The sequence below is a fragment of the Rummeliibacillus sp. BSL5 genome (assembly GCF_052928305.1).
Window position 1 is genome coordinate 17,454 of record NZ_JAVGCV010000003.1, and the last position, 13,978, is coordinate 31,431.

Sequence of the window (13,978 nt, forward strand, 5' to 3'; positions counted from 1 at the left end):
TTAGCTCTCCTTTACAGGTGTTAGCATAGCAATCGGAAGGGCTTCTTCATAATGATTACCGCCTAAGCGATAGCCCCATGCATACACACCTTTTAAATAATCGACCTTAAAGAACATCCCTGGGTCGTTTGCAATCCGATACATCTCACCTGATTTAAAATCTTCTGGGTTTAACAAATACGACTGGGCCACTAATGCTTTCCGTTCATACACTGCAAACTCATTTAGAATACCGAGCTGCTCCGCTTTTCTTGCTTTTTCTTTTAGTGTGGCAATTGTTTCCCGTAATTCAGTAGGGTTCATTTCGCTAAATTTCTTCTCCATTGTCCTGCTCCTTTTGTTCAATAAAATCATCAATCACATCTGCAGGAAATCCTTTTTGATATAGAGCTTGTTTCACCCGCATATGCAATTCGTATCCTGTATATTTTGAGGCGTATTTCTTCCACGCCTTTTCACCTTGCAGTTCTATCATATCTTGCCATTCTTCATCTTCTTTGGATAAATCCAGTTGCTCGATTACTCTTTCGCAAATTGAATAGGAGTAGCCTTTGCGCAGTAGCAAATCCTGTATTTTTTGCTTTATTTGGACGGGTGTCTTGCGATGCTCACTTCGCACAACCTTTTCCGCCAGCTGTTTAGCAATCTTGGCTTGCTCGTCTTCAGAAAATTCATCGAGTACTCTCTGCTGCAGATTTTCTTCGATGCCCCTTTTTTTCAGGTCCATCTTAATCGCTCTTGGCCCTTTTTTGGCTGTTTTCTTTTTTGTTTCGACTAAAGCCCTGGAGTAACTTTCATCATTTAAGAAGCCAAGCTTTTTTAGCTTTTGCAGTGCTTCTTGGATCACCGCATCTCCAAATTCTAAACCCTTCAATTTTTGGCGGACTTCATGTTCGCTGCGCATTTGATAACTCAAATAGGAAAGTGATCGATTGAAAGCTCGTTGAATTTCATCGTCGAATGCAATTTCCTCAACCATTAATGAATCGAGTACCTTTCCTTTTGTCAGACCATATTGAATAAGAATACCCTCGTCCACGCTAAATGCATATTCTTCATTAAGAAATATATTATAACGCTCTTGGTTCCTTTTTTGGGCGCTTATTTTTGTAATTACACGAGACATTCGGTCCACCTCCATTATATAAGTATAACAAGACTTCGATTAAAAACAATTATCCCTAACTGCATAATTCGCGGTATTCCACACAAGCTAACACAAAAAGAAAGGATGCGTGAAAAATGTTTAAACAACATCTCGCCGGCATTGCCATTGCAGCCACTATTTTAGCAACAGGCATCACAACAAATCCGTTTGATGCATTCGCAAAAGAATATGGTTGGGGATTTAAAAAAACAACAAATGAAGTTCCTACAGAAGCTGGTTCAGAGTATGATGCACTACTCAAAAAATATGATGCTGTCTATAAAGGCAGCCCAGAAGAAAAAATTATGTATCTGACATTTGACTGTGGTTATGAAAATGGCTATACAGCATCCATTTTAGATACATTGAAAAAAGAAAATATACAAGGCACATTCTTCTTAACAGGCCATTACTTATCGAGCGCAACACCGCTAGTTAAACGTATGGTAAAAGAAGGTCATGAAATCGGCAACCATTCAGATAAGCACCCGAATATGGCTCGTCTAACTGAACAACAAATGAAAGACGAATGGGCTAATTTTGATAAAAAGCTCGCTGAAATTACAGATGTAGAGCGTACAGTGTATGCAAGACCGCCTGAAGGAGTATTTAGTGAAGAGTTATTGCGGGTCGGAAATGAGGCTGGCTATCGTCATATTTTCTGGTCTGTCGCATTTAAAGACTGGCTTAAGGATCAACCACAAGGCTGGAAATATTCATACGACAACTTGATGTCTCAAATGCATCCAGGCGCAATTATATTAATGCATACCGTTTCACCTGATAACGCTGAAGCACTGCCTCGATTTATTAAAGACGCTAAGAAAAAAGGCTACCGTTTTGAATCCATCAACAATTTGATGAACTCTGGTACTGGCTCCTCTTCAAAAGACAAGAAAAAGGATGCTTCTTGATTCTTTGCTGCTGCGTCTATTTTCGTTATAATGAGGAATGAAGCGAAAAAAGGACGTGTAATTCTTGAATCAACAAGCGACAATAATGAAGCTGGGACAACGAATCCCGCTTTCGATAAAACGATTAGGCATTAATGGTGAAGGTATCGGCTACTATAAACGCAATGTTGTTTTTGTTAAAGGTGCTTTGCCCGGAGAAGACATTTATGCCGAACTAACTAAAATCAACCGCAATTTTGCCGAAGCTAAAATCATCAAAATTCATAAACAGTCAAAAGCAAGACAAACACCGCCATGCCCAGTGTATGATTTATGCGGTGGATGCCAATTACAGCACATGAAATATGGAGACCAGCTGAAGGCAAAGAGAGATGTCATTGTACAAGCTCTGCATAAGTATGTGAAAAATAGCGCGAAGCAGATAGACATCAGAAAAACAATCGGTATGAGTGATCCATGGCATTACCGGAATAAAAGTCAATTTCAAGTTCGTAAAATTGGTAGCCATGTAGCTGCCGGACTTTATACGGAAAACAGTCATAAGCTACTCGATATTGACGATTGCCTTGTCCAAGATACTAGAACTACTGCTATCACGAATAGAGCAAAGAAGATTATTGAAGAACTCGATATTCCCGTGTACAACAGCAAAACACATAAAGGCATTGTCAGAACAATTGTTGTGCGGGTAGGTCTTCAAACGGGAGAAATTCAACTTGTCCTTATCACGGCACGCAAAAATTTCCCAAATAAAGAAGTACTTCTTGAAAAATTAAAAGGAATAGACGAATCGATTGTGTCGATTGTTCAAAATATCAACAACGACCAAACTTCCCTTATATTCGGTGATCAAACGATTACTCTTTATGGGCAAGATACAATTCACGAAGAACTGGGTGAGCTTGCTTTTGACCTTTCAGCACGCGCATTCTTCCAACTAAACCCAAGCCAAACAGTACATCTGTATAATGAAATCAAACAAGCAGCAGGGCTTACAGGCAAGGAAAAGATTGTAGATGCTTATTGCGGCGTTGGTACTATTGGTCTTTGGCTTGCAGATCAGGCCAAAGAAGTGCGTGGCATGGATATCATCCCTGAAAGCATTGAGGATGCGAAAAAAAATGCGAAGAAACATGGTTTCACGCATACAAAATATGTGGCAGGCACAGCAGAAAAATGGCTGGACATCTGGCAAAAAGAAGGCTTCATACCAGATGTTTTAACAGTCGATCCACCGCGTACAGGATTAGCGCCAAGCCTAATCAACACATTGCTACAAGTAAAGCCAAAGCGAATTGTTTACACATCCTGCAACCCATCTACGTTGGCAAAAGATCTGCAGGAATTAATGAAAGTCTACAACGTAGAATATATTCAACCATTGGATATGTTCCCACAAACGGCACATGTTGAATCTGTGACATTGCTGACATTGAAATAGCTTGTCTCCAATATTAGTGTTTAGTTGTTCCCTCGGACTAATGGTTCGGGGGTTTTTGCGATTTAGTTGAAGAACCCTTTTTCGAAGCTTCCAAATAAAAATATGACCTGCAGAATCGTTTCTGTAGGCCTCTTTTGAATACAATCGATGAAATATAATAATAAATCATTTTCTTAATGAAGTGATTTTGATTGATGCATTAATTATGCAAACCTAAATTGAAGAAAAACTATAAAGTATTATATATCAGCAAGTGTAGTTCGTTCGAAAGATTAAACGAAAGCTGCAGGAGACGGTGATAACATATACCACTATCAATTTATTAAAAAAGTGAATACGTAGGATAAACAGCTTAGGAATTTTATATTGTGGCAATTATAGTGCTTGCTTAATAAACTGGGGATTGGAAAGAAGAATAACTAACATAATTTCTTTCAATCATACTTGCCATATAGTTAGATTTATATAGTATTCTAATAATACATTCACAAACTAAAAGGAGGCAAAAAATGAATATCGATGCTCAAATGAATCAAACAAAGGACGAGGAATCGGAGCAATATAAAGTAGTTCCCATTATCGTCTCTTTTTTGATTGCTGGATTTATTGGTTTATTTAGCGAAACAGCTTTAAATATGGCATTAGGTACTTTAATTGTAGACTTTAATATTCATGAGACTACCGTTCAATGGCTTACAACTGGCTATTTATTAACTTTAGGGATTCTTGTTCCTGTTTCTGGTTTAATTTTACAATGGTTTACAACAAGGCAATTGTTTATTGTTTCCATTACATTATCTATTATCGGAACATTTATAGCTGCTATTGCCCCAACATTCGCTTTCTTAATGTTGGCGCGTGTAGTTCAAGCAATGGGTACGGCATTAATGTTACCTCTCATGTTTAATACCATTTTATTAATTGTTCCACCCTATAAAAGGGGTAAAATCATGGGATTAATGGGTCTTGTTATTTCCTTTTCTCCCGCTATTGGCCCAACACTTTCTGGGTTGATTTTAAAAACACTAACATGGCATTATATTTTCTGGTTTTCTTTACCAGTTCTAATGATCGCCCTTGTTTTTGGAATAGTGTATATGCAAAATGTTTCAACACCAACGAAGCCTAAAATTGATATCTTATCCATTATTTTATCAACAATTGGATTTGGTGGGGTGGTTTATGGTTTTAGTATTGCAGGTGATGGTGGTTGGGGAGATTCAACTGTAATTACTGCTATTATTTTTGGTGTAATTGGGTTACTGCTCTTTTGCATTCGCCAAACAAAAATGGAACAACCAATGTTAAAACTTCGTGTATTCAAATACCCTATGTTTGTTGTTGGGTTAATACTCGTACTAATATGTATGATGGTTATTCTTTCTTCAATGATTGTATTGCCACTGTATTTGCAAAATTCGCTAGCTTTAGGTACGTTTGCTGCAGGACTTCTGCTATTACCAGGTGGAATTGTAAACGGGTTATTGTCACCTGTTATGGGTAGCTTATTTGATAAATTCGGACCGAAATGGTTAGTTATCCTTGGCATTATTATAGTCACAGGTTCCTTAATTGGCTTTTCAACGATTGATTTAGATACATCTTCTGGATTCTTGATTGCTATGCATATCTGCATGATGATTGGTGTTTCGATGATCATGATGCCAGCTCAAACAAACGGTTTAAACGAATTACCACGTGAGCTTTATCCTGATGGAACGGCAATCATGAACACACTTCAACAAGTCGCCGGTGCAATTGGTACGGCGGTAGCGATTTCTATTTTATCTTCTGGAACTGAAAAGTATCTAAAAAACGTAACAGATGCAACAAACCCACTAAATAAATTACTTGCTTTCACTTCAGGAGTTCAAGATGCCTTTATCTTTGCGATTATCGTGGCGATTATTGGTTTAATTGTTAGTCTATTTATTAAAAGAGTTCATGTGTAACATTACATTTCTAAAGGTATGAAATCGGCTATTATTTTTAAGGACCGAGTTAATCAATTCTATAAATAAATAGTGTTGTATAAAAATCAAGATACTCTTCGAAACGTAGAAACCTTTAAATGATAGCACACGTTGAATCCGTCACACTACTGACATTGAAATAGCTGCTATGATTAGATTAGACGGCAAAAAGAAAAAGGCCTAACCTATGTTACGCCTTTCTTTTTTGCCGTCTTTTCATTCAGGCTTCTCTTAATTTAAGGATATTGATTAGATGTACATTCATGTCGTCAGCAGAATCTTTAAAGTCATGGCGGTGCCACTCTATGATCAAGCCCATAATTGCATTCGCCGAGTAAGAATATAAATAATCGTTCAATTCTCCATATTGTTGAAGCGTATTCTGATCTTCTATACAAATAGAACGTATTTCATCAAATAACATGAAATAATAATGTGTGGAGACATCTTGAGAAAATACTATCTTATAAAAATCCTCATATTTTTTTATATGATGAAAAATCCGAACTGTTTTAGGATCTAAATTTGCTACGTCAAGAAAATTCGTATGGAGATAAGGTGCTTGGTAGGATTCTTTTAAATCTACCATAATCTCTTCATAAAATTCTTTAAACACATCCCCTACCTCTTGGTAATGAAAATAGAATGTCCCTCGATTTATATTTGCTTCTCTGCAAAGCTCAGTGACCTTGATATGTGTTAATGGTTTCTTTTTAAGCAGTTTAATTAAAGCTAAATGTATACTTTGCTTTGTTTTTAATACACGCAAATCATTTTTATTCATCTAGCATTTCCCCTTTATCAAACACTTTTACGTTTTCTGTTCAATATTGTACGTTTTGAATTTTTTTGTTTATTGAAGCTGCTATGATTCAATATTATTATTTTATTGAACAGTTGTAAAATAAGATTAAGGGGAGGATGTTTAGAATGAGATTAATGGATAAAGTAGCGATCGTCACAGGTGCGGCTTCTGGTATGGGTAAGGCAATTGCAGAGCATTACGCAAAAGAAGGTGCTAAAGTAGTTGTTTCTGACTACAATTTTGAAGGTGCTCAAGCTGTGGCTGAGGCAATTAATGCAACTGGCGGTACAGCCATCGCCAACAGAACGAATGTTGCTGAATTAGCAGATTTAGAACAGTTATTCGCAGAAACTAAAAAAGAATTTGGCAAGTTAGATATCTTAGTTAACAACGCAGGCATCATGGACGGCATGGAACCAGTTGGTGAAATCTCAGATGAAAAATGGGATCGCGTATTTGCTGTTAATACGACAGGCGTTATGCGTGCAATGCGCATCGCAACAAACATCTTCTTAGAACAAGGACACGGCGTCATTGTGAATAATATTTCAGCAGGCGGATTACAAGGTGCACGTGCAGGCGCTGCCTATACGGCTTCTAAACATGCTGTAACGGGGCTTACAAAAAATACTGCCTATATGTATGCTCTTTCAGGCATCCGCTGCAACGGAATCGCTCCGGGTGGCGTGGAAACAAACATCGGTTCATCTATGACAAATGTGTCTCAATTTGGTATGGGTCGTCAAATGACTGGCTCAGGTACAATGCCACGGACAGGTAAACCAGAGGAAATTGCACAACTAGCTGTTTTCTTAGGTTCTGATGAATCAAGCTTTGTAAATGGACAAATTATCGCTGCTGACGGCGGCTGGATTGCATACTAATTAGTTCATCTAATTTGTTTGTACAAATCGAAAGCAGAAATGAAAAAAGGCTCCAACATCGAATCACGATGGTTGGAGCCTTTTATTATGCTAGATTGAACGACATAGCAACAGTCATCAGTAGATAGCCCAGAATCAATCCATGCTTATCATCCATGTACATTGGAAACGCAACGAATGGTGGCGTATAAACAAACCGACTTCATACGAACCTTTTACACTACTCCACCTTTTTCATCAGATAAAAGAACTCTCCTATGCCAGTTCCTCTTTCTTTTGCTCTTTTCCAAATACAGCACTAACTGTAAAAATAAGCAGCAATATTATAGATATGAGCAGTAAGAAGCTAAAATGCACATATTGTAGATAGATTCCTCCGAAGAGTGGACCGGACAAACTACCGAAGCTAAAGAAAATACTGCAGAGTAAGTTCCCAGTTGGTAACAGTTCTCGCGGTGTCAAATCACTCATGTAAGAAATACCAAGAGAGAAGATGGACCCGACAAACGTACCCGCTAAAAAGAAACAAACTGCTACAAGTATACTATTGGATTCCAAGAAACTACCTACCCCAAAGAATAAGCCGCCTCCTAAAAAGGCCATTAACACTACCTTCCGCCGGCCGATTTTGTCTCCAAGCGTGCCTAGCGGGAATTGTGTGAGGATGCCTCCGATGGAGAAGGCCGCCAATATAACAGAAACCATTGATACGTCTATTTCCTTTCTTAATGCATAGACAGGAAATAAGGAATTCAATGTAGATTCTAAAAAGCCATAGCAAAGCGGTGGCAAAAATGCGACCCAAGCATACTTTAAAGTAACGGCATATCGTTTGAGCATCTTCCCGTTTTCTTTTGTTTGAATAGGCTCTGGTTTTTCGTTTTTCACAAAGAAAATAAATGACCATGCAATTAAACAAAGAATCGAGGATAAGATGAATGGAAATGCTTCAGAAATCTTCGTAAGCGGTACAAAGAAAGGACCAACTGCAAAACCAATCCCAAATGACAAGCCATATATGGCAATATTTTTACCTAAGCGATTAGCAGGTGCAGAGCTTGTAATCCATGTCTGGGTTGAATAATGGAGAGAATGATCTCCAATGCCGATTAGCAATCGTAGGATAAACCAAAACCATACATTCTTCCAAAAAGGAAATAATAACAAACTACTAAAAACGAGTGCACCGCCTATAATAATAATTGGCTTGTAGCCAAATTTTCTAAGCGGCTGCTCGACAAATGGTGCAATAAGTAGTGTTCCGATATAAAGACCCGTTGCATTTAATCCATTTATGGACGATGATACACCGTCCTGTTCAAAAATAACAGAGATGAGCGGCATCAGCATGCCTTGTGAGAACCCAGAAATCGACACAATGATCACAAGGATCCAGAATCTCTTTTGGGCCATTCGTTCATTTAATTCCACAAATCTAAACTCCTTTGCTAGTTAATAATATTCTATGTATTTCCCTATCCCCAACCGGCTTTTGATTAATAAAACACCTTCTCAACTTACTGTTTCCGTTAAGTCTGATTGGGATTTTACATTCTTGATAGGTTCGTGCGGGAGACCTTCTACATCTATTAAGCATGCCCTGAAACAGAATTTTCAACTTACTTTTCTTATAAGTACTTTGTGCCTTTGAAATCCTCTAGCATCGCTTAAAAATAATAGTAACATTTAAACAGAAAGTAGGGAATCTAGTTTACTATTATTTTTTCCTTTTAAAAAACAACACAAAAAGACCCAGTCCACTTTAACAATACGTGTACTGGGCCCTTCAATCTGTTAATATCATATTTTTCTTGGTTTTAAACAATTTTCAGCCTTATTCTGAGAACTGTTTAACTCCGTAGCCAACATTTGCATGACAACATCTTTTCACATGTCTTTTTTTAAGCTAATTCATTTTATTGATAAAGCTTGATCTCGCAAACTCGTAAACAACATTTCCTACACGCTAAACTTGAAGAATCGCTTGTTCAATAATCTTCGTTGCCTTTCACTGCTGTCTAAAAAGTATACATCCTTTCTTTAGATTTATCCTAAGGCATTTAGTTATAAGTAGGCTCATTGTGATTTACATTTACACCAACACTCAGGCGCTTTGGCTAACGGAACTGCCCTCCCTTCAAAAAATTAGGATTTTCAGTAAGAACGCTATATGTTTCTTTCATTAATCCCTCCAATCTCTCGATGATTTCAACCAGCTCTTCTTCCAATGTTCCCTCCAGAAGTATTGAGAAGGAAAACTGATTCCTCATCGGGCCTCCTTTCTTTTAAATTAAAAATAGAATAACATATAACTTTAATTTTGTAAATTTTCATAATCGACAAAATACTTAAATCATACTTTATTCCTAATTCTGTTTTTGATTTGAATTATTATCTCATTTCGTATACGATGGATAGGACGAAATGAGGTGGTACAATGAGCAAGTCAATCACAGACAAAGAGCAACAAGTAACTTACTTAAAAGAGCGCCTTCAAATCTTTATGGAAGTATTGGATGCTATTGATCCAGAAACTGCCGATTTACAGGATATCGATCGCCTTATTGGAATGATGGACGATTTAGAAGATAAGATGGAACAATTTAAAGACCGTCCTGAAATTTAACAAATAAATACTCCCGAATGGATAAAAATCAAAGAGCGCATAATTGTGCTCTTTTTTTCATATTTTAAGCAGGTTATAATAAGCATGCTTGACAACATTTTATAGGGAGCTGAAAGCTATGAATCTCGAAGTGCTCGAACAAAGCATCTATGATTTAGTAACTGAAACATCGACAAATTTGCCGAAGGATGTCAGACGTGCAATTAAAAAAGCGAAAGATGCAGAAAATGCAGGAACTCGCGCTGCTATGAGCTTAGATACAATTGCCAACAACATTTTTATGGCGGATGATCAAGTATCACCTATCTGCCAGGATACCGGTCTACCTACATTTAAAATTAAAACACCGGTTGGCGTTAATCAGCTTGAAATTAAAGAATGCATCAAAAATGCGATTATCCGCGCTACAAAAGATGCGAAGCTACGCCCAAATGCAGTTGACTCCCTAACAGGTAAAAACAGCGGCGATAATTTAGGCGAAGGCGTGCCCGTTATTAAATTTGAGCAATGGGAAAAAGATTATATTGAGATGAAGTTAATTCTAAAAGGTGGCGGCTGTGAGAACAAAAATATTCAATATAGCCTTCCATGCGAATTAGAAGGACTTGGACGTGCTGGCCGCGACCTAGAAGGTATTCGAAAATGCATTTTACACTCAGTGTATCAAGCACAAGGACAAGGCTGTGCAGCCGGATTCATCGGAGTAGGTATTGGAGGGGATCGCTCTTCAGGATATGATCTTGCCAAAGAACAGTTATTCCGCCATGTAGACGACGTAAATCCAAATCCTGAACTAGCAAAATTGGAAGATTACATACTAGAAAAAGCAAATACATTGGGCATTGGAACTATGGGATTTGGCGGTGAAGCGACACTACTAGGCTGTAAAATCGGTGTGATGCACCGTATCCCTGCTTCCTTCTTTGTATCTGTTGCATATAACTGTTGGGCATACCGTCGTATGGCTATCGATCTTGATGCTAATTCTGGCGAAATCAAAAATTGGCATTATCAAGATGGCGAAAAAATTGCCTTTGACGAAACAGCAGCAACACAAGACGATCAACCATCAAAAGAAGTGATTGAGCTGCGCGCACCAATTACAGAGGAACAAATCCGTTCACTTAAAGTTGGAGACGTAGTTAAAATTACAGGACGCATGTACACAGGCCGTGACGCCATCCACCATCATTTGATATCACATGATGCACCGGTTGATTTAAATGGTCAGATCATTTACCACTGTGGCCCTGTTATGGCAAAGGATGAAGACGATCGCTGGGTAGTGAAAGCAGCTGGCCCTACTACATCTATTCGTGAAGAACCATACCAAGGTGACATTATGAAGAAATTCGGCATTCGTGCTGTTATGGGTAAAGGCGGCATGGGTCCAAAAACATTACAAGCACTTAAAGAACACGGTGGTGTTTATTTAAACGCAATTGGCGGAGCAGCACAGTATTATGCTGACTGTATCAAGTCTGTCGATGGTGTTGATTTAATGGAATTTGGGATTCCAGAAGCCATGTGGCATTTAAATGTAGAAGATTTCACAGCAGTTGTGACAATGGATTCGCACGGCAACTCATTGCATGCTGATGTCCAAAAATCTTCATTAGAAAAACTGGCGGCACATGCAGAGCCTGTTTTTAAATAGAATAAAATAGTATAAAAAAGGGTATTAAGCAACAATTGCTTAATACCCTTTTTGTTTCCCGCTTCTTCTTCCCTTGCATACACTGTGAAAGTAGTAGCTGGGTAAGAGACTCGGTCAAAAATGTTATTTCAAATTAGTTCTATTTATTAATTCTCTTTCAAATTCATTCTTATAATAAAGACTTTCTTGTGTTCCGTTCCAGACTGCGCACCCGCAAGCTTGGCTTCAATCTCCTCGTCCCTACGTTTCTGCGGGGCTTTCAGCTCAAGCTATTCCCGCAGGAGTCGCCGTCCTCTATACACACCATACTAAATGAGATTCACCTTTTTTACCTTTGAAAGAAGCTATTTTAGTTCTGGAACAACCTGAGTAAAATGCCATACAAAAAATAATTAGTTAATCATTTTATTTTTGAATTAATACTCTTCCTCTCTTTGTACCCTTATGTTATAATCATTATAAATAAGTAATTACTATTAATTAATTACTAAAGGTTGAATAATCACCTTTAATAAAGGTTTTGATATTGATTTTCATTATCAGGAGGGATGAATGTTGGAAATTATAAAAGAGAATAATACTCATCTAATTGAGAAAATAAAAGAACATGCTGAACTGATAGCAGCTATTTTCTCAGGTTTGTTCATATTAATTGCTTGGTTACTAGGAAAAGATGGGCATACGGCAGCTTCTATCGTTTTCTATGTGATCGCATTTATTGTAGGCGGCTTTGCTAAAGCAAAAGAAGGCGTAGAAGAAACGATTGCAAACAAAGAGTTAAATGTAGAATTTCTAATGATATTAGCAGCTATTGGATCAGCAATCATTGGCTATTGGACAGAAGGCGCCATCCTCATCTTTATCTTCGCAGTGAGCGGTGCATTAGAAACCTATGCCATGAACAAAAGCCATAAAGAAATCTCAGCATTGATGGATTTGCAGCCTGAAGAAGCATGGCTTGTAAAAGATAATGGCGAGATTGAAAGAGTTGGAATTTCCACTCTACAAGTCGGCGACCATTTACTTGTTAAACCAGGTGAACGTGTCCCTGCAGATGGTGTAATCATTGATGGGATGACGACTCTCGATGAAGCAGCCATTACTGGCGAATCCATTCCAGTCTCTAAAGGCATTGAGACAGATGTATTTGCTGGTACTGTAAACCTCTCAGGTGCTATTACAATGAAGATGACAAAATCGAATATGGAGTCATTATTTCAAAAAATAATTGACCTCGTTCAATCAGCACAAAGCGAAAAATCACCTTCGCAGCAATTCATTGAACGATTTGAAGGTACTTATGTGAAATGTGTGCTTCTAGCAGTAGCTTTAATGATGTTTATTCCGCACTTTTTACTTGATTGGAGTTTTCAAACTACCTTCTACCGTGCAATGGTTCTACTTGTAGTCGCTTCACCATGTGCGCTCGTAGCGTCCATTATGCCCGCTACTCTATCCGCCATTTCAAACGGCGCAAAAAATGGGATTCTATTTAAAGGCGGACTCCATATTGAACATTTAAGTGTTTTAAAAGCAATTGCCTTTGATAAAACTGGCACACTTACGCAAGGTAAACCTATTGTAACTGACTTCGTTGCAGCCAAAGGCGAAGATGGGAAGGCTTTACTTTCGCTTCTTGCGGGAATTGAAGCGAAGTCTAACCACCCTCTTGCGCAGGCTATTACAAAATACGCTGTAGCCAATGAGCTTACAAACTATCCACAAGCACAAATTGAAGATTTGCCTGGCTTCGGCTTGAAAGGAATTGTTGCAGGAAAAGCCTATAAAGTCGGAAAAGCAGATTTTGTTGGAGAACAATTGGCTCGGGAATTTGAAAATAATATTGCACTAGAGCTAGCCGAACAAGGTAAAACTGTGATCTTTCTTTCAGATGATACTAGAATCCTAGCACTTGCTGCCATGAAGGATACCGTTCGCCCGGAAGCAAAGCATGCCATCTCTCTTTTAAAAAGCATGGGAATCCAGACTGTCATGCTAACAGGTGATAATGAAGTAACGGCAAAAGCTATTGCAAAGGAAGCGGCAGTAGATTCATATATTGCCGAGTGCTTGCCTGAGACAAAAGTAAATCATATCAAAGAATTGATGGGCTCCTATCACCATGTTGCCATGGTGGGAGATGGCATTAATGATGCCCCCGCCCTAGCAACTGCTACATCTGGTATCGCTATGGGCGAAGGTACGGATGTAGCGCTAGAAACAGCCGATGTGGTCCTTATGAAGAATGACTTGACCAAGATTGCTTATGCAGTGAAGCTTTCACGAAAAATGCAAAGAATTGTAAAACAAAATATGTTCTTCTCCATCGCTGTTATTGCCCTATTAATTATCTCGAATTTCATGCAGGCAGTCGATCTGCCTCTTGGAGTTGTCGGACATGAGGGTAGCACTATCCTGGTTATCTTAAACGGCTTACGCCTACTAAAGAAAATAAAGTAAACTTGACTCAGTAGGGGTTTTTCTCTTCCCTACTGATGGGGAGTGATCCAATTAGGATTTTATGGGCAGTT

General features: G+C 38.3%; 12 protein-coding genes. 7 read left to right on the forward strand and 5 right to left on the reverse strand.

What is annotated here, in order from left to right; translation table 11 throughout:
- Positions 1-324 carry a YfhH family protein gene (locus tag RCJ93_RS11790; protein WP_147197189.1) on the reverse strand — a complete coding sequence of 108 codons (324 nt, stop codon included), beginning with the start codon at positions 322-324 and terminating at the stop codon, positions 1-3.
- Positions 308-1,126 (reverse strand): recombination regulator RecX, encoded by an 819-nt coding sequence (recX, locus tag RCJ93_RS11795; protein WP_446739090.1) that lies wholly within the window; start codon positions 1,124-1,126, stop codon positions 308-310. Before recX ends, RCJ93_RS11790 begins: the two co-directional genes overlap by 17 nt.
- Positions 1,127-1,242: 116 nt before the next feature.
- Between recX and RCJ93_RS11800 the strand changes: the two genes are divergently transcribed.
- The 3 genes from RCJ93_RS11800 (at position 1,243) to RCJ93_RS11810 (ending at position 5,454) form a co-directional block, all read left to right on the forward strand.
- Positions 1,243-2,061 (forward strand): polysaccharide deacetylase family protein, encoded by an 819-nt coding sequence (locus RCJ93_RS11800; protein WP_446739091.1) that lies wholly within the window; start codon positions 1,243-1,245, stop codon positions 2,059-2,061.
- Positions 2,062-2,146: 85 nt separating this feature from the next.
- Entirely contained in the window at positions 2,147-3,502 is a 1,356-nt protein-coding gene (rlmD, locus tag RCJ93_RS11805) for a 23S rRNA (uracil(1939)-C(5))-methyltransferase RlmD (RefSeq protein WP_446739208.1), read from the forward strand.
- Between the two features lie 527 nt (positions 3,503-4,029).
- Positions 4,030-5,454, forward strand: a complete 1,425-nt coding sequence (locus tag RCJ93_RS11810; protein WP_446739209.1) for an MDR family MFS transporter — start codon at positions 4,030-4,032, stop codon at positions 5,452-5,454.
- Positions 5,455-5,695: 241 nt separating this feature from the next.
- On the opposite strand, the gene RCJ93_RS11815 is transcribed toward RCJ93_RS11810, so the two are convergent.
- Complete coding sequence (locus RCJ93_RS11815) at positions 5,696-6,259, reverse strand: TetR-like C-terminal domain-containing protein (protein ID WP_066789737.1); 564 nt, start codon at positions 6,257-6,259, stop codon at positions 5,696-5,698.
- 146 nt (positions 6,260-6,405) lie between these two features.
- Between RCJ93_RS11815 and RCJ93_RS11820 the strand changes: the two genes are divergently transcribed.
- Positions 6,406-7,164 carry an SDR family oxidoreductase gene (locus RCJ93_RS11820; RefSeq protein ID WP_150285159.1) on the forward strand — a complete coding sequence of 253 codons (759 nt, stop codon included), beginning with the start codon at positions 6,406-6,408 and terminating at the stop codon, positions 7,162-7,164.
- A 255-nt stretch (positions 7,165-7,419) separates the two neighbouring features.
- Here the strand turns inward: RCJ93_RS11820 and RCJ93_RS11825 are convergent, their stop codons facing one another.
- Both RCJ93_RS11825 and RCJ93_RS11830 read right to left on the reverse strand, forming a co-directional pair.
- Entirely contained in the window at positions 7,420-8,577 is a 1,158-nt protein-coding gene (locus tag RCJ93_RS11825; RefSeq protein ID WP_147197342.1) for an MFS transporter, read from the reverse strand.
- Between the two features lie 704 nt (positions 8,578-9,281).
- Entirely contained in the window at positions 9,282-9,434 is a 153-nt protein-coding gene (locus RCJ93_RS11830) for a hypothetical protein (RefSeq protein ID WP_446739092.1), read from the reverse strand.
- A 167-nt stretch (positions 9,435-9,601) separates the two neighbouring features.
- Here RCJ93_RS11830 and RCJ93_RS11835 point away from each other — a divergent pair, with 167 nt between their 5' ends.
- The 3 genes from RCJ93_RS11835 (at position 9,602) to RCJ93_RS11845 (ending at position 13,907) form a co-directional block, all read left to right on the forward strand.
- Positions 9,602-9,790 (forward strand): SE1561 family protein, encoded by a 189-nt coding sequence (locus RCJ93_RS11835; RefSeq protein ID WP_147197203.1) that lies wholly within the window; start codon positions 9,602-9,604, stop codon positions 9,788-9,790.
- Positions 9,791-9,908: 118 nt separating this feature from the next.
- Positions 9,909-11,447, forward strand: coding sequence for a fumarate hydratase (locus tag RCJ93_RS11840; RefSeq protein WP_150285161.1), 1,539 nt, complete (start codon positions 9,909-9,911; stop codon positions 11,445-11,447).
- 561 nt (positions 11,448-12,008) lie between these two features.
- Positions 12,009-13,907: a heavy metal translocating P-type ATPase gene (locus RCJ93_RS11845; protein WP_446739210.1), complete on the forward strand. Its 1,899-nt coding sequence runs from the start codon at positions 12,009-12,011 to the stop codon at positions 13,905-13,907.
- Positions 13,908-13,978 lie beyond the last annotated feature (71 nt).